Below are 16,112 nucleotides of genomic sequence, written 5' to 3' on the forward strand. Positions count from 1 at the left end.
CTCAGGCCCAGGAATAGGCCGTTTTGGTCTGTGTGTAGAATTCCACCGCCGCGAAGCCCTGCTCGCGCGCGCCGTAGCTCGATTTGCGGCTGCCGCCGAACGGCACGTGATAATCGACGCCGGCGGTCGGCAGATTGACCATCACCATCCCTGCGCGCACCGCGCGCTGGAAGTGGCGGGCGTATTTGAGCGAGGACGTGCAGATGCCGGCCGACAGGCCGAACTCGCCGGCATTGGCGACCGCGAGCGCCTCGTCATAATCCCTCACGCGCAGGATCGAGGCGACGGGTCCGAACACCTCTTCGCCGTTGATGCGCATGCCCTGCTTTGTGTCGGCGATCACCGCCGGGCTCATGTAGTAGCCGGGCTTGGCGAGCGTCAGGCGCTGGCCGCCGCCCGTGAGACGGCCGCCCTCCTTCACCGCGATGTCGACATAGGAAAGGTTCTGCTCAAGCTGCTGCTGGCTGACCGCCGGGCCCATCTTGGAAGCCGGATCGAGCGCATCGCCGACGGTGAGCGCCAGCGTTTTCTCGGTCAGGGCCGCGACGAATTTCTGGTAGATGCCGTCGGTCACGATGATGCGGCTCGACGCGGTGCAGCGCTGGCCGGTGGCGAAGAAGGCGCCGTCCAGGGCGCACAGCACGGCGCGGTCGAAATCGGCATCGTCGAGCACGACCAGCGGGTTCTTGCCGCCCATTTCGAGCTGCACGCGCGCCTGATGCGACAGCGCCGACTGCGCCACCTGGGTGCCGACCGCCTGCGAGCCGGTGAACGACACGCCGTCTACGTCCGGATGCTTGGCGAGGGCGTCGCCGACGACGCCGCGGCCGATCACCATGTTGAACACGCCGGCCGGCGCGCCGGCCTCGAAGATGATGTCGGCCAGCGCCGCCGCCGTCGCGGGCGTCGGTCCGGCGGGCTTGATCACGACGGTGTTGCCGAAGGCGAGCGCCGGCGCGGTTTTCCACGCGGGAATCGCGATGGGAAAATTCCACGGCGTGATCAGGCCGAATACACCCACGGCTTCACGGAACGTGTTGATCTCCACGCCCGGGCGGACCGAGTCGAGGTTCTGGCCGTGGCGGCGCACCGCCTCGCCGGCGAAATATTTGAAGATGCGCCCGGCGCGCGTCACCTCGCCGATGCCTTCGGGCAAGGTCTTGCCCTCTTCGCGCGACAGCAGCTTGCCCAGATCGGCGCGGCGCTGGAGGATCAGTTCGCCGACCTTGTCGAGAATGTCGGCGCGCACTTCCGGCGAGGCGCCGGACCAGCCCGGAAACGCCTTGCGCGCGGCATCGACCGCGGCGTCTACCTCGGCCTTGCCGCCGTCGGGGAAGCGCGCCACGACCTCGCGCGTGTCGGAGGGGTTCAGGCTCTCATGCGGCGTGTCCGCCTTGACGCGCTCGCCGGCGATGTAGTGGGTCAGGGTCAGGCTCATAGAAGTCCTCGCCGCGCCAGGTTGCGCATCAGATCCCCCACGCCGAAAGTCCATGGCGGCGCCGCTTTCGAGGTCGTCACCTTGTTCTCGAGCACGCCGAGCTTGGGCGTGGAGACGCGCACGACGTCGCCGATCTTGTGCGTGAAGCCGCGGCCGGGCGTGTCGCGGTCCTGGGTCGGCGCGAACAGCGTGCCGAGGAACAGCGCGAAGCCGTCGGGATATTGATGCTCGCTCATCGCCTGGCGGCAGAGGTCGAGCGGGTCGCGGCTGATCTCGGCCATCGTGCTCCGGCCTTCCAGGCGGTAATTGTCCGGGCCCTGGATTTCGAGCTCCAGGACGGCGCCCCGCACATCGTCCATCGTGAAGCCGTCGTCGAACAGGCGCAGGAACGGGCCGATGGCACACGACGCGTTGTTGTCCTTGGCCTTGCCGAGAAGCAGCGCGCTGCGCCCCTCGAAATCGCGCAGATTGACGTCGTTGCCGAGGCTGGCGCCGACCGGTTTGCCGGCGCGGTCGCAGACGATGACGATCTCCGGCTCGGGATTGTTCCAATCGGAGTCGGAGCGGATGCCGATGTAATCGCCCCAGCCGACCGAGGCGAGCAGCGGGCCCTTGGTGAATATCTCGGCGTCCGGGCCGATCGCGACTTCGAGATATTGCGACCACAGACCATCGGCGATGAGCGCCGCCTTGAGCTTGACCGCTTCGGGCGAGCCCGGCTTGACCGCGCGCAGATCGGAGCCGACCCGCTCCTTCAGCGCCTCACGGATGGCGAGCGCCTTGCCGGCGTCGCCGCGGGCGCGTTCCTCGATCACCCGCTCGACGGCGGAGACCGCGAAGGTCACGCCGGCCGCCTTGACGCATTGCAGGTCGATCGGGGCGAGCAGCTTGGCTTTGCCGGCGCCGTTCCAGGCCTGGGTCAGGCCGAGATCGGCGATGTCGCCGAGGTCGCGGCCATCGGCCGCGCCGGTCCAGCCGTCCAGCAGGGCCGACATCGTCGGCGCCGCGCGCGACACGTCGAGGACGCGGCCTTCGCGGACCAGCACCGGGATCGGGCCCTGCCCGAGATCCAGGCGGCCGGCCAGCGTCGCTTCCCGTCCGTCGCGCGGCAGAAAATCAGTCATTTCCTGGGCCCTGAAACATCCCGTCCATCACAGCTTCCCAAGCGGCACCCGCGCGGCGCTCTCAAAATTGGTTGCGCTACCAACACGGGGACAAGGCGGCCTGTCAAGGGCGATCACCTCCTCCGTCAGGTGGAAGTTGCGTTAACCCGGCCGGTGGATTCGCGTGGGATGAGGGTGAATTCCAGGAGTTTCTGGACCGGCTCGGGCTCCGCCCCGGCGCGCTTGCGGCGAATCTGCTCCAAGAGGAGCTTGACCGCTTCGCGCGCCATGTCGGCGATCGGCTGGCGGACGGTGGTGAGCGCCGGCCAGACCGTGGTGGCGAGCGGGGTGTCGTCGAAGCCGGCGATGGTCAGGTCGCGCGGCACGTCCAGTCCCATCCGGTGGGCAACCGCGACGGTGGCCGCCGCCATGTCGTCATTGCTGGCGAAGATCGCGGTCGGCCGCTTGGCCGCGCGGAGCAGCTTTTCCGCCGCTTCCAGGCCGGAGCGGTAGGTGAAATAGCCTTGCGTCACCAGGCGCGGATCGGGCTTGAGGCCCGCCTCCTCCATGCCCGCGACGAAACCCTTGTAGCGCTGTTCGCTGGCGGTCTGGTTGGGATGGCCCATGATGAAGCCGATGCGGCTATGGCCGAGCGAAACCAGTCGCCGCGTCATGGAATGCGCCGCCTCGAAATCGTCGATGCTGACGGCCGACAGGCCCGGCGCCGGACGGCCGGTGGCGACCACGACCGCCGGAATTTCGAGGTCCGCGACGGCGCGCAGCGCTTCCTCCGAATCGCAGAGCGGCGGCGGCAGGATTACGCCATCGGCGCCGGTGCGCGCCAGCTTCTCGATCGCCGCCCGCTCGGTGTTGGGGCCGTCGCATTTCTCGATCACGAGCTGGCAGCCGGAGAGGCTCGACTGCTCCAGGCTGCCGACCAGGAACTCGCTCAGATAGGCCGAGGACGGGTTCGAATAGAGCAGGCCGATGCGCACCGCGCTGGCGCTGGCAAGGCTGCGCGCCGCCAGATTCGGCGAGTAATGCAGCGTCTTGATCGAGGCGGCGACCTTGGCGCGCGTCGATTCGCGCACATTGCTTTCGCCGTTGACCACCCGGCTCACCGTCATCGGCGAGACGCCGGCATGGCGCGCCACTTCATGAATCGTCACGACATTGTTGCCGCGCCGGCCACTCTTCTGGGCCAACTCATCTCTCCGGTTGAGGCGGGTCGCCCCCCCTACCAGACAATTGCGGTCAGGCAAAGCTCTCGGGGACGGGCCGCGGAGGCCAGGCCGACGAAAAGGCCGGCCGGGCTTTCGCCCGGCCGGCCCGATTCAGGATGATCGCCGCGGCTAGTAACGCGCCGTCAGCGAGACCTGGTAGATGCGCGGCGAACCCAGATAGGCATAAGGGAAGCTGGTGCAGCCGCTGGTCGTCGGCGCGACCGGCGTCCAGCAAGTCTGGGTGCCGAGGCTGGTGAAGTAGTGCTTGTCGAGCAGATTGTCGACGTTGAAGCGGACGGAGGAATTGTCCATCCCCAGCGCGTCGAGGTCGTAGGAGATGTCGGCGTTGATCGTGAAGTAGTCCGGAACGAAGGCATTGTTGTCTTCGGTCTGGTTTCGGCTGCTGACGTATTTGCCTTCGAGGCCCAGCCGCAGGTCCGGCAGCACCGCATACTGCGCGCGGCCCGAGAAGGTCCATTTCGGAGTCTCGGACAGCTGCTTGTTGAGCGTCTGCGCGAAGCCGCCGCCGACCGGGATGTTGGAGGTGATGCGGGCGCGGTCGAAGCCGGCATTGGCATAGAGGCTGAGCTGGTCGGTCGGGAACCAGTTGGCTTCCGCATCGAAGCCCCAGAAGTTCACGCCCGGCACGTTGTGGTCGAAATAGGTGTTGGTGTTCAGGTCGAACGAACTGACGATGCGGTTCTTGACCTGCGAGTTCCAGTAGACCAGCGAGCCCTGCAGGACGTCCGTGAGATAACGGTAGCCGACCTGATAGGTCGTCGAGGTCTCCGGCTTGGTGTTTGCGAAGGTCAGCCAGGCGGAGGCCGGATTGCTCGGGTTCGACAGCGCGCTGGTGTAGAGGTTGTCGGTGCGCGGCGCCGCGATTTCCTGGGTGTAGGAACCGAAGAACTGGTGCGTATCGCCGAACGGCAGATAGCTCAGTCCGAGGTGCGGCAGGAAACGGCTGTAGCGCTTCACCGTGTGGCCGCCCGGCACGTAGTGCGTCGAGCTGCCCGCGAAGGTCACGGTGTTGTTGGCGAAGGTCGCGTTCGGCACCTGCGAGGTGCAGTACGCATTGCTGCTGCCGAGCGCCTCGTAGCAATACTGGTTGAGGTCGCGCTCGAAGAACGGCATGCGGAAGCCGAGCGAGACGCGCACGGCATCCTCGAAATACTTGCCCTCATAGTCGAACGAGGCCTGGTTCATGATCGCCTTGGACTTGCGATCGCGATAGCGCAGCGGCACGCCGTTGGCGTCGAACACTTCGTGCTCCTTGTCCTTCAATCCGGCGAACGGATCGGCCGGGCCGTTGACCGGATCGAAGAAGGTCGTGGTGCCGGTCTGGCGGTGCAGGCCGTAGTCCAGCGTATAGGCGGCCTGGATCGTGTTGTCCTCGTCGAACTGATAGATCACCGAGGTGTTGAAGCCCCAGCGGCGCGTGTTGGTCGTGCTGGGCTGGTAAAGCTCGACGCTGTCCATCACGTCACCGTCGCCGTTCAGGTCGCAGCCCTGACCCGGGATGCAGTGGAACGGCGTGGTGGAGGCGCCGACGCCGGTGGTGGCGCCGATCAGCTGGGGGCTGTTCTCCTTGAACGAGAACGCGCCGCCGCCATTGGCCAGGACATATTGGACGTTTGCGTCGGCCGTGACGGTGAGCGCGCTGGTTAGGTGCCACAGCGACTGCATGCGGATATTGCCCGTGTCGGACGGGTTGATCTTCACCTTGTAGAAGTTGCCGCAGGTGGTCATCGTGCTGTCGGCGTGACCGGCGACCGGCGTCGTGTAGGCGCAGGTGGCCTGATAGTCGCGGTCCCAGCCCGTGCCGCCGAAACTGGCGCCAGTGGTGTTTGCGGGGTTGGCGATATAGCCATCGGGCCCCTTGATCAGGTCGATGGTGCCGGCAAGCGTTCCGGAGAAGTTGGTCGTGTTCGGCACATAGTCTTCGGCGTAGTAGGAATTGTTGCGATTGCTGTTCCAGTGGCCCGCGAGCGTGATCCAGCCCAGATCGCCGAAGTCCTGCTGGAACTTGACGTTAGCCTGCCACTTCTTCAGGTCGCCCGGGCCTTTGTACTTGTCGTAGTCCTGCCAGGAGAGCGAGGCGAACGCCTTGGTGTCCCACGGACCGAACGCGCCGGAATCGACGCGGCCGAAATAGCGCTGGTCGCTGTACGAGCCACCGGTGAGGACGGCCTCGGCGCCGAAATCGTCATGCGGATGGTCGGAGATGATGGCGATGACGCCGCCGGTTGCCGCCGCGGTCGGGCTGTCGACGTCGGTCGATCCCTGGTTGGCGCTGACGCGGTCGACGACTTCGGGGTCGAGCTGCTGGTTGGTGTAGATCGCGTAGTTGCCCGTGTCGTTGAGCGGCATGCCGTCGAGCGTCAGGGAGATGTGATTGCCGTCCTGGCCGTGCATGCGGATGTTGCCGCCGCTCGAACCATAGGGATCGTTGTTGGTGAAATTCACGCCCGGCATGAAGTTGAGCGACTGGAACACCGTTTGGCCGGCGGTCTGAGTCCGGAGGAATTCGCTGGTGATCGTCGAGCGCTCCTTGGAGATCGGCGCGGCGTTCATCAGGCCATCGGATTGCGTCCGCTCGGCGGTAACCACAACGGTTTCCACTTCTTGCGTGCCTGTCGATTGCGCGAAAGCGGCCCCCGTCAACAGCGGAACAGCAAACGTCAGGGCCGTCGCTCCCAGAAGGAGCGACTTCTTGTTAGGCTTCGTCATGGACTTCCCCTCATAAAAATGGAATCTCGAAACGGTATGCGCCGCCATCGACGCGCTACCGCTGGCACTCTTCGATCCCAGGCGTCTTGAACCCTCAGAATGCGTTTCACGCCGGTTTTAATTGACCCAACCGAGCGCTCGCGCTTGCAGCAATTTGTCTTCGCCAATCGGCATCGTCAATCTAAGTGTCGTCGTTGGCAGATTTGCGACTACTTGCGTGTGTATTTTACCACGCCGCTATCAATCGTGATGCCTGCCGAAATTTTGCACGCGTTGTGCAACTGATTTGCCCGCGTTGCGCAATTGAAATGCAATCGAGAGCGCGTTTGAGAAATTTTTCTAAATCTCGTCAAAAAAAATCAGGCCGGTTGCCTATTCCGATGGCGCGGCGAAAAAGCACAGGAAAAGTTTCTCCACCCGGTCATAGGCCTTGGCGGCTTCGCTCAAGGTTTCTTGATGTGTCAGCGGCGCGGCGCTGAGACCGGCGGCGAGATTCGTGATCACCGAAAGCGCGGCGACCCGCATGCCGCAATGAACCGCCGCGATGCATTCAGGAACCGTCGACATGCCGACCGCGTCGGCGCCCAGCGCCGCGAACATGCGGATTTCCGCCGGCGTTTCGAAACTGGGTCCAAGGACATAGACATAGACGCCGCGCGCGAGTTCCACGCCGGTCTTGCGCGCCGCCGCTTCGAACCGCGCGCGCAGGCCCGGATCGTAAGCATGCGACAGATCCGGAAACCTCGGGCCGAAGCTCTCGTCGTTCGGCCCGATCAGCGGGTTCTGGCCGGAGAAGTTGATGTGGTCCTCCACCAGCATCAGCGTGCCGGCGGGCAGATGCGGCTTGAGGCCGCCCGAAGCATTGGTGAGAATCAGCCGCTCCACGCCCAGGCGCCGCAGGATGCGGATCGGCACCGCGATGGCCTGCGCCGGATGGCCTTCGTAAGCGTGCAGCCTGCCCTGCATGCAGGCGACGGGATGACCGGCCAGCGTTCCGACCCGCAAGCGGCCCTGGTGGCCGGCGACGGTCGGCACCGGAAAACCCGGAATGTCGCCATAGGGAATGTCGGTCGCGTCCGCGATCTTTTCCGCCAGCGGTCCGAGGCCGCTGCCCAGGATCAGCGCCGTCTTCGGGAACGAGCCGGTCAGGGCGGCCCGGATGGCGGCGGTGCCGCGCTCGATCTCGTCCGCCTTTGCCATGCTTCTCTCCATCGGCTATGCCGCCCGGACCAACTATATATTTCCGTGCGCGGCAACAATCTGTACGCTGGCGCAAAGAGACGGACCATTCGATTTGCGCGCGATCGTCGGCGTTCTGGATTCCTTCGGCCTCGGTTCCGCGCCCGACGCGGCGCGCTTCGGCGACGCGGGCGCCAACACCTTCGGGCATATCGCCAAGGCCTGCGTCGAGGGCCTGAAGCGGCCGTCGGGCAAGAGCGGTCCGCTCGACATCCCGAATTTCCTCGGCCTCGGCCTCGGCGAGGCGGCGAAGGGTGCCGATCCGGACGTGACGATGCCGGCGCCGGGCCGGATCGTCGGCCGCTATGGCTATGCCGCCGAACTCGGCCGCGGCAAGGACACGCCGAGCGGCCATTGGGAGATGATGGGCCTGCCGGTCGAATACGATTGGGGCTTCTTCCCCCGCACCGTCCCGACCTTTCCCGCCAAGCTGACGAAGGACTTCATCGCGCGGACCGGCGTGCCCGGGATCCTCGGCGATTGTCACGCCTCGGGCACCGAGATCATCGACCGGCTCGGCGAGGAGCACATCGCGACCGGCAAGCCGATCGTCTATACCAGCGCCGATTCGGTCTATCAGATCGCGGCGCACGAAACGCATTTCGGGCTCGAGCGGCTCTACGAATGCTGCCACATCGCGCGCAAGCTGGTCGACGCCTACAATATCGGCCGCGTCATCGCGCGGCCCTTCGTCGGCGAGAAGCCCGGCGCGTTCAAGCGCACCGGCAACCGCCACGACTATGCCATGCCGCCCACCGCGCCGACCCTGCTCGACCGCTACGCGGCGACGGGACGGCAAGTCGTCGGCATCGGCAAGATCTCCGACATCTTCGCCGCGAAGGGCATCACCAAATATGTCAAGGCGTTCGGCAATGACGAAGTGTTCGACCGGATGATGGACGAGGTGAGAACCGGCCCCAAGGACGCGATCATCTTCGCCAATTTCGTCGACTTCGACACGCTGTTCGGCCACCGCCGCGACGTCGCGGGCTATGCCGGCGCGCTCGAGGCGTTCGACGCGCGCATTCCCGAACTGACGGCGGCGCTGCGCCAGGACGATCTCGTGGTGTTCTCCGCCGATCACGGCTGCGACCCGACCTGGCCGGGGACCGACCACACCCGCGAATTCGTGCCCGTCATCGCCTTCGGACCGGGCGTGACGCCGGGACCGATCGGCGAACGCAGCACCTTCGCCGATATCGGCCAGTCCTGCGCCGCCCATCTCGGCATCGCGCCGCTCAACGTGGGGACCTCGTTCCTCTGATGGCGGCCGACGGACCGAAATTCGGAAATTTTCCCGGCACCGAGCCCCGGCGCTGCCGCAGCGTCGAGGAAGTGGTCGAGCGGCTGATCGAGCTCTACGACGCGGCCATCGCGCAGATCGAGAAGAATTTCGAGGCCTTCGCCAAGGGCGACCGCAAGCCGCTCAAACATCCGGTCTATCCCTATCTCGGGATCGAGGTGGAGCAGGTGCCGCGCTCCACGCCGCTGGCCTTCGGCAAGGTGCCCAAGCCCGGCTTCTACGGTACCACGATCACCGCGCCGCGCCTGTTCAAGGGCTATCTCACCGAGCAGATCACGCTGCTGACGCAGAACTGCAAGGCGGAGATGTTCGTCGGCAAGAGCCGCACCAGGATCCCGCTGACCTTCGCGGTGGAGCGCGCCGCGGCCGCGATGTCGGCCGATGAGCGCGCCGAGCTGGCGCAGCACTTCCCCCTGCCCCGGCTCGACGCGGCGCACGACACCATCGTCGACGGCGGCCGCTGGGACGGGGTCGAGGACGGGCCGCTGTCGCTGTTCCCGGCCGAGCGCGTCGACTATTCGCTGCACCGGCTGCGCCACTACACCGGCACGAGCCCGGAAAGCTTCCAGAGCTTCGTGCTGTTCACCAACTACCAGCGCTATATCGACGAGTTCGTCGGCTATGGGCTGGCCGAGATCGAGGCGGGCCGCGCGTTGCGCTTCATCGAGCCGGGCATGCGCGTCACCGAGAAGGGCAAGGAGCCGACCGCGCCGCCGCTCGCCAAGATGCCGCAAATGCCCGCCTATCACCTGGTGCAGCCGAACGGCGAAGGCATCACGCTGATCAATATCGGCGTCGGCCCGTCGAACGCCAAGACGGTGACCGATCACCTCGCGGTGCTGCGGCCGCATGTGTGGCTGATGGTCGGCCATTGCGGCGGGCTGCGCGCCAGCCAGCGCCTCGGCGACTATGTGCTCGCCAACGCCTATCTGCGCGACGATCATGTGCTCGACGGCGCGCTGCCGCTCGCCATTCCGGTGCCGACCATCGCGGAGGTGCAACTGGCGCTCGCCCGCGCGGTGACGGCGGTGACGGGACTGGCCGGCAAGGTGCTGAAGGAACGCCTGCGCACCGGCACCGTGGTGACGACCGACGACCGCAATTGGGAGCTGCGCTTCGCCGAGCTCGCCATGCGCTTCAACCAGAGCCGCGCCATCGCCATCGACATGGAATCGGCGACCATCGCCGCCAACGGCTACCGCTTCCGCGTGCCGTACGGGACGCTGCTGTGCGTTTCGGACCGGCCGCTGCACGGCGAGATCAAGCTGCCCGGCATGGCGGACGCCTTCTACGAAGAGCGCGTCGGCCAACATCTGCAGATCGGCATCAAGGCACTGGAATACATGCGCGAGGAAGCCCGCGCCGGCACGCTGCACTCGCGCAAGCTGCGCAGCTTCACCGAACCGGCGTTTCGATAGACCTACCCTCCCCTTGAGGGAGGGTAAGCTCCCAGCAGAAATATTTTCGCGAAACAAAATATCGTTCGCTGCGGCGCGGCGCAAAACTTATCCTCGCGGCAATCTCAAAATCTCCGCGTTCTCCGCGCCTCCGCGTGAACCGGCTGTCGGATAACTCCGTCTACGGATTTATTTCCGCGCACCCCTTGAACCGAGTCGGTCCACGCACCAAATCCCACATATCCCGACAACTGCATTCAAGCCGAAGGCTGCGTCGCCGCATAGGCGTCGATCGCGGCGATGTGCTTGGCTTTTTCGCCCGCGTTCAGGAACGAGCCCAGGAAGCTGTTCTTCGCCAGCGTGACGAGATCGTCGCGCGTCAGCGCCAATGCCTCGGCCACCGCGTTGTAGTTGTCGTTGAGATAGCCGCCGAAATAGGCCGGATCGTCGGAGTTCACCGTCGCGCGCAGGCCGGCGTTCAACATCTCTTCAAAGGATGCTGCTTCATGTCCTTCACGACGCAGAGCTTGAGATTCGACAGCGGACACACCGTCAGCGTCATGTGCTCGCGCGCCAGCCGCGTCACCAGCGCCGGGTCCTCGAGCGAACGGTTGCCGTGGTCGAGCCGGTCGACATGCAGGATGTCCAGCGCTTCGTAGACATATTCGGGCGGACCCTCCTCGCCCGCATGCGCGACGCGTTTCAGGCCGCGCTCGCGCGCCGCATCGAAAACATGGACGAATTTCGACGGCGGATGGCCGAGTTCGGACGAGTCGAGACCCACGCCTGCGATGCGGTCGAGATAAGGTTCGGCGCTCTTCAGCGTCGCCAGAGCGTCGTCCTCGTCGAGATGACGCAGGAAGCACAGGATGAGCTTGGAGGTGATGCCGCGTTCGGTTTCGCCTGCTTCAGCGCGCGCAGCATGCCGTCGGCGACGACGGCCGAAGGGAATCCCGCGCGCGGTGTGCGTTTGCGGATCGAAGAACACTTCCACATGCCGCGCCCCGTCGGCCGCGACCCGGGCGAGATAGGCGGCGGTGAGGTCGAAGAAATCCTCCTCGGTGCGCAGCACAGCGGCGCCCTGGTAATAGATGTCGAGGAAGTCCTGCAGGTTCGAGAAGCTGTAGGCGGCCCGCACCTCCTCGACGCTCTTGAACGGAATGGCGACATGGTTGCGGCCGGCCGCTGCGAACATCAGTTCCGGTTCCAGGCTGCCTTCGAGATGCAGGTGGAGCTCGGCCTTCGGCAGGCCGGCGATGAAGCGGCTCGGGTCTGTCATCGGGTCTGTTAAGGCGCGGAAACGCTCTTGTCGAGAGGTGCGCAAACTTCCGCCAGTCTGGCCGATTCTTCGGCACGCCGCGGCGTTGTAAGGCCGGGCGCCCTCCACTACCGTCGCGACGATGCGCGCGAGCGAAACAACCAACGTCGCCTACGGCCCGTGGACGAAGGCGCCGGCGCCGCGACGCGGCGGCGAGGTCCGTCTCGAACTGAAGCGCATGCCGGACGGCGCCACGGCGCTCGCCGATCTCTACCAGGCGCAGCCGCTGCGGGTCCTGTTCCCGCTGGCCGAGCGTGGCGACATCTTTCTGGCGGCCATCGCCTGCGTCTCCGGCGGCCTCGTCGGCGGCGACCGGCTGGACATGGCGATACGGCTCGGCGACGCCGCGCGCGCCCTGGTGATCGGCCAGGCGGCGGAGAAGGTCTATCGCTCGCTCGGCGCCGACTGCATCGTCGAGACGGAGCTTCACGCGGGGCGCGGCGCCTGGCTCGAATATCTGCCGCAGGAAACGATCCTGTTCGACGGCGCGCGACTGCGCCGCCGTACGCAGCTCCATCTGGACGACGGGGCACGCTGCCTGACCGGCGGCATCCTCGTCTTCGGCCGCGCCGCGCGGGGCGAGACGCTGACGCGCGGCCTGGTGCACGATGTGTGGGAGTTTCGCGGGCGTGACGGACGCCTCAGATGGAAGGATGCCCTGCATCTCGACGGCGACATCGAAACGCTGCTGAGCCGCAAGGCGACCTTCGGCGGCGCGGCGGCCTATGGTTCGCTGATCTATGCGGGCGACGACGCGGCCGGACATTTGCAGACGGTGCGCGACCTGGCGGCGGCCGGCAATGGCTTGCGCATCGGCGCCACCTCGTTCCGCGCCTGCTGATCGTCAGGCTTCTCGGCGCCAATGCGCTTGCCCTGCGCGACGCCTTCGCGAAAATCTGGAAAACGCTGCGCGCGCAAGCCGGCGGATTGCCGCCCACCCTGCCGCGCCTCTGGAGCATCTGATGCATCTGACGCCGCGCGAGAAGGACAAGCTGTTGATCGCGATGGCCGCGATGGTGGCGCGCCGCCGGCGGGAGCGGAAGGTCAAGCTCAACTATCCCGAGGCGATCGCGCTGATCACCGACCACGTCGTGGAGGGCGCGCGCGACGGCAAGAGCGTGGCGGCGCTGATGCAGGAGGGCGCGACCGTGCTGACGCGCGCCGATGTCATGGACGGCGTCGCCGAGATGATCGACGAGGTGCAGGTCGAGGCGACCTTCCCCGACGGCGTCAAGCTCGTCACCGTCCACAATCCGATCCGGTGACGCCATGATCCCCGGCGAAGTCTTTCCCGCTTCCGGCAGCATCGTCCTCAACGAGGGCCGCCCGACGCTGACGATCACGGTGGCGAACAGCGGCGACCGGCCGGTGCAGGTCGGCTCGCACTATCACTTCTTCGAAGTGAACGATGCGCTGGTGTTCGAGCGCGAGAAGACGCGCGGCTGGCGGCTCGACGTGCCGGCCGGAACCGCGGTGCGCTTCGAGCCGGGCCAGGAGCGCGAGGTCACGCTCGTTCCCTATGCCGGTGCGCGCATCGTGCACGGCTTCAAGGGTCGCGTCGGAGGAAAGCTCTGATGGCCTTCACCATCGACCGCGCGGCCTATGCCCGCATCTACGGGCCGACCAAGGGCGACCGTGTAAGGCTCGCCGACACGGATCTCATCATCGAGGTCGAGGACGACAGGACGATCCATGGCGAGGAAGTGAAATTCGGCGGCGGCAAGGTGATCCGCGACGGCATGGGCCAGAGCCAGGTGAGCCGCGCCGGCGGCGCCGTCGATACCGTGATCACCAACGCGCTGATCGTCGACCACTGGGGCATCGTGAAGGCCGATGTCGGCCTGCGCGACGGCCGCATCTTCGGCATCGGCAAGGCCGGCAATCCCGACGTTCAGCCGGGCGTGGACATCATCATCGGCCCGGGCACCGAGATCATCGCCGGCGAGGGGCGCATCCTCACCGCCGGCGGCATCGACAGCCATATCCACTGGATCAGTCCGCAGCAGACCGAAGACGCCATCGCCTCCGGCGTCACCACCATGCTCGGCGGCGGCACCGGGCCGGCCGAGGGCACCAACCCACGACCTGCACGCCGGGGCCATGGCATCTCGCGCGCATGCTGCAGGCGGCCGACGGCTTGCCGGTGAATATCGGCTTCTTCGGCAAGGGGCAATGCGGCGCTGCCGGAAGGGCTCGAGGAACAGATCGCGGCCGGCGCCTGCGGGCTGAAACTTCACGAGGATTGGGGCACCACGCCGGCGGCCATCGACAATTGCCTGAGCGTGGCGGACCGTTTCGACATTGCCGTGGCGATCCACACCGACACACTGAACGAGAGCGGCTTCGTCGCCGACACCATCGCGGCGTTCAAGGGCCGGACGATCCATGCTTTCCACACCGAGGGCGCCGGCGGCGGCCATGCGCCGGACGTCATCAAGCTCGCGGGCGAAATGAACGTGCTGCCGTCGAGCACCAATCCGACCCGGCCCTACACGGTGAACACGATCGACGAGCATCTCGACATGCTGATGGTCTGCCATCATCTCGACAAGCGCATCCCGGAGGACGTCGCCTTCGCCGAAAGCCGTATCCGCAAGGAGACCATCGCGGCGGAGGACATCCTGCACGACATCGGCGCGTTCTCGATGATCTCGTCGGACAGCCAGGCGATGGGCCGCGTCGGCGAGGTGCTGATCCGAACCTGGCAGACCGCCGACAAGATGAAGAAACAGCGCGGCCGCCTGCCCGAAGAGGTCGGCGACAACGACAATCTGCGCGTGAAGCGCTACATCGCGAAATACACCATCAATCCGGCGCTCACCCATGGCATCGCGGCGCATGTCGGCTCCATCGCCACGGGCAAGATCGCCGACCTCGTGCTGTGGAAACCGATGTTCTTCGGCGTGAAGCCGGATCTCGTGCTCAAGGCCGGCACCATCGCCATGGCCGCGATGGGCGATCCCAACGCCTCGATCCCGACGCCGCAGCCGGTGCATTACCGCCCGATGTTCGCCGGTTACGGCGGCGCGATGGCGGCGAGCAGCTTCACCTTCGTCTCCAAGGCCGCGCTGGAAGCCGGCGTGCCGGAGAAGCTGAAGCTGCAACGCCAGGCGCTGACCGTTTCCGGCACCCGCATGGTGAAGAAGACCGACATGGTGCTGAACGGCGCCACGCCGCATATCGAGGTCGATCCCGAAACCTATGAGGTGCGCGCCGATGGCGTGCTCCTCACCTGCGAACCGGCGAGCGTGTTGCCGCTGGCGCAGCGCTATTTCCTGTTCTGACCATGCGGCGCGCGATCAAAGTTCTTCCCATCGGTACCTGGCACGACAGCGTGGGCGTGGTGAAACTCGCTTTCGACGACCGCTACCGCCGCCGCATCACGTTGACCGACACGGCGGGCGAAGCTTTCCTGCTCGATCTCGACAAGCCGCGCACCTTGCAGCATGGCGAAGGTCTGGCGCTGGAAGACGGCGGCGTGATCCAGGTGGTGGCGGCGGATGAGCCGGTCGCCGACGTGCATACCCATTCGGTCGCCGAGACCGCGCGCATCGCCTGGCATATCGGCAACCGGCACATTCCGGTGCAGGTTCTGAAGGACGGATCGTTGCGCATCCGCGACGACCACGTGCTGGTCGAGATGATCGAGGGCCTCGGTGCCCACGTCCATCGCCACAGCGCGCCCTTCGCGCCAGAGAGCGGCGCCTATAGCGCGGAGAACACCGGGCACCATCACCATGGCCACGACCATGACCACTGAGGCGGACGCGCTCTATCGGCTGATGAGCTGGCTGTCGCCGTCCTTCCCGGTCGGCGCCTTCAGCTATTCGCACGGCATCGAATACGCGGTGGAAGCGGGCCTCGTCCGCGACGAGGAGAGCTTGCGCGACTGGATCGACGCCGGCCTCGCGCATGAGTTTGGCCCCGTCAACGGCGCCATGCTGCGGGCGGCCTATGAGGCGGTGCGGCGGGCGGACCGCGCCGGGTTGGCGTCGGCCTTGGAAGAGGCCCGCGCCTTCGTGCCGACCCCTCGAATTCGAACGCGAGCATCGCGCGCAGGGCCAGGCTTTCGTCGCGGCGTTCCGCGCGGCGTGGCACGACGCCGAGGCGAACGGCCATCTGGCGCGCCTGCTCGACGACGATTGGGTGCCCTAATCCCTCCGCCGTCGGCATCGCGGCGGCGTACGGGGCCATCGCGCTCGAACAGACGCTTGTTGCATTCTTCCATTCGGTTGTGAGCAACCTCGTTTCCGCCGGCATCCGGCTCGTGCCGCTCGGCCAGACGGCGGGCCAGCGCATCCTGGCGGCCGCTGCAGCCGGCAGTGATCGCCGCGGCGCGCGCCGTGCCGCGCCGCGACCCC

General features: G+C 66.3%; 14 protein-coding genes and 1 pseudogene. 8 read left to right on the forward strand and 7 right to left on the reverse strand.

Annotation, left to right across the window (positions count from 1 at the left end; genetic code table 11):
* Window position 1: 1 nt before the first annotated feature.
* The 5 genes from WDM86_20770 to WDM86_20790 all read right to left on the reverse strand — a co-directional run bounded on the left by WDM86_20770 (window position 2) and on the right by WDM86_20790 (window position 7,694).
* Window positions 2–1,438 (reverse strand): aldehyde dehydrogenase family protein, encoded by a 1,437-nt coding sequence (locus WDM86_20770; GenBank protein MEI9992454.1) that lies wholly within the window; start codon window positions 1,436–1,438, stop codon window positions 2–4.
* Window positions 1,435–2,562, reverse strand: coding sequence for a fumarylacetoacetate hydrolase family protein (locus WDM86_20775; protein ID MEI9992455.1), 1,128 nt, complete (start codon window positions 2,560–2,562; stop codon window positions 1,435–1,437). Before WDM86_20775 ends, WDM86_20770 begins: the two co-directional genes overlap by 4 nt.
* Window positions 2,563–2,687: 125 nt before the next feature.
* Window positions 2,688–3,746, reverse strand: coding sequence for a LacI family DNA-binding transcriptional regulator (locus tag WDM86_20780; protein ID MEI9992456.1), 1,059 nt, complete (start codon window positions 3,744–3,746; stop codon window positions 2,688–2,690).
* Between the two features lie 147 nt (window positions 3,747–3,893).
* Complete coding sequence (locus tag WDM86_20785) at window positions 3,894–6,494, reverse strand: TonB-dependent receptor (protein ID MEI9992457.1); 2,601 nt, start codon at window positions 6,492–6,494, stop codon at window positions 3,894–3,896.
* 372 nt (window positions 6,495–6,866) lie between these two features.
* Complete coding sequence (locus WDM86_20790) at window positions 6,867–7,694, reverse strand: purine-nucleoside phosphorylase (protein MEI9992458.1); 828 nt, start codon at window positions 7,692–7,694, stop codon at window positions 6,867–6,869.
* 94 nt (window positions 7,695–7,788) lie between these two features.
* On the opposite strand from WDM86_20790, the gene WDM86_20795 reads away from it, so the two are divergent.
* A complete protein-coding gene (locus WDM86_20795; GenBank protein ID MEI9992459.1) occupies window positions 7,789–8,997 on the forward strand; it encodes a phosphopentomutase in 1,209 nt (402 codons plus the stop codon).
* Window positions 8,997–10,454 carry an AMP nucleosidase gene (locus WDM86_20800; protein ID MEI9992460.1) on the forward strand — a complete coding sequence of 486 codons (1,458 nt, stop codon included), beginning with the start codon at window positions 8,997–8,999 and terminating at the stop codon, window positions 10,452–10,454. The genes WDM86_20795 and WDM86_20800 overlap by 1 nt, the downstream gene beginning before the upstream one ends.
* A 236-nt stretch (window positions 10,455–10,690) precedes the next feature.
* On the opposite strand, the gene WDM86_20805 is transcribed toward WDM86_20800, so the two are convergent.
* On the reverse strand, window positions 10,691–10,915 hold the full coding sequence (locus WDM86_20805; protein MEI9992461.1) for a hypothetical protein: 225 nt from the start codon (window positions 10,913–10,915) through the stop codon (window positions 10,691–10,693).
* Entirely contained in the window at window positions 10,912–11,712 is an 801-nt protein-coding gene (gene add / locus WDM86_20810; GenBank protein ID MEI9992462.1) for an adenosine deaminase, read from the reverse strand. Before add ends, WDM86_20805 begins: the two co-directional genes overlap by 4 nt.
* Before the next feature lie 121 nt (window positions 11,713–11,833).
* Here add and WDM86_20815 point away from each other — a divergent pair, with 121 nt between their 5' ends.
* The 6 genes and pseudogenes from WDM86_20815 to WDM86_20840 all read left to right on the forward strand — a co-directional run bounded on the left by WDM86_20815 (window position 11,834) and on the right by WDM86_20840 (window position 15,989).
* Window positions 11,834–12,592 (forward strand): urease accessory protein UreD, encoded by a 759-nt coding sequence (locus tag WDM86_20815; protein MEI9992463.1) that lies wholly within the window; start codon window positions 11,834–11,836, stop codon window positions 12,590–12,592.
* A gap of 121 nt (window positions 12,593–12,713) precedes the next feature.
* Entirely contained in the window at window positions 12,714–13,016 is a 303-nt protein-coding gene (locus WDM86_20820; protein MEI9992464.1) for an urease subunit gamma, read from the forward strand.
* A gap of 4 nt (window positions 13,017–13,020) precedes the next feature.
* A complete protein-coding gene (locus tag WDM86_20825) occupies window positions 13,021–13,326 on the forward strand; it encodes an urease subunit beta (GenBank protein ID MEI9992465.1) in 306 nt (101 codons plus the stop codon).
* Window positions 13,326–15,035 (forward strand): annotated as a pseudogene (gene ureC, locus WDM86_20830) (urease subunit alpha). Before WDM86_20825 ends, ureC begins: the two are co-directional and overlap by 1 nt.
* A 2-nt stretch (window positions 15,036–15,037) precedes the next feature.
* Entirely contained in the window at window positions 15,038–15,511 is a 474-nt protein-coding gene (locus tag WDM86_20835) for an urease accessory protein UreE (protein ID MEI9992466.1), read from the forward strand.
* Window positions 15,489–15,989 carry an urease accessory UreF family protein gene (locus tag WDM86_20840; GenBank protein MEI9992467.1) on the forward strand — a complete coding sequence of 167 codons (501 nt, stop codon included), beginning with the start codon at window positions 15,489–15,491 and terminating at the stop codon, window positions 15,987–15,989. Before WDM86_20835 ends, WDM86_20840 begins: the two co-directional genes overlap by 23 nt.
* Window positions 15,990–16,112 lie beyond the last annotated feature (123 nt).

It is taken from the genome of Rhizomicrobium sp., assembly GCA_037200045.1.
Lineage (GTDB): Bacteria > Pseudomonadota > Alphaproteobacteria > Micropepsales > Micropepsaceae > Rhizomicrobium.

What these genes read in the sequence shown, in the direction of transcription:
- WDM86_20790 (MEI9992458.1), bottom strand. Translation starts at nt 7,694, where the DNA reads ATGGCAAAGGCGGACGAGATCGAGCGCGGCACCGCCGCCATCCGGGCC.
- WDM86_20775 (MEI9992455.1), bottom strand. Translation starts at nt 2,562, where the DNA reads ATGACTGATTTTCTGCCGCGCGACGGACGGGAAGCGACGCTGGCCGGC.
- add (MEI9992462.1), bottom strand. Translation starts at nt 11,712, where the DNA reads ATGACAGACCCGAGCCGCTTCATCGCCGGCCTGCCGAAGGCCGAGCTC.
- WDM86_20770 (MEI9992454.1), bottom strand. Translation starts at nt 1,438, where the DNA reads ATGAGCCTGACCCTGACCCACTACATCGCCGGCGAGCGCGTCAAGGCG.
- WDM86_20840 (MEI9992467.1), top strand. Translation starts at nt 15,489, where the DNA reads ATGGCCACGACCATGACCACTGAGGCGGACGCGCTCTATCGGCTGATG.
- WDM86_20825 (MEI9992465.1), top strand. Translation starts at nt 13,021, where the DNA reads ATGATCCCCGGCGAAGTCTTTCCCGCTTCCGGCAGCATCGTCCTCAAC.
- WDM86_20815 (MEI9992463.1), top strand. Translation starts at nt 11,834, where the DNA reads ATGCGCGCGAGCGAAACAACCAACGTCGCCTACGGCCCGTGGACGAAG.
- WDM86_20835 (MEI9992466.1), top strand. Translation starts at nt 15,038, where the DNA reads ATGCGGCGCGCGATCAAAGTTCTTCCCATCGGTACCTGGCACGACAGC.
- WDM86_20785 (MEI9992457.1), bottom strand. Translation starts at nt 6,494, where the DNA reads ATGACGAAGCCTAACAAGAAGTCGCTCCTTCTGGGAGCGACGGCCCTG.
- WDM86_20800 (MEI9992460.1), top strand. Translation starts at nt 8,997, where the DNA reads ATGGCGGCCGACGGACCGAAATTCGGAAATTTTCCCGGCACCGAGCCC.
- WDM86_20820 (MEI9992464.1), top strand. Translation starts at nt 12,714, where the DNA reads ATGCATCTGACGCCGCGCGAGAAGGACAAGCTGTTGATCGCGATGGCC.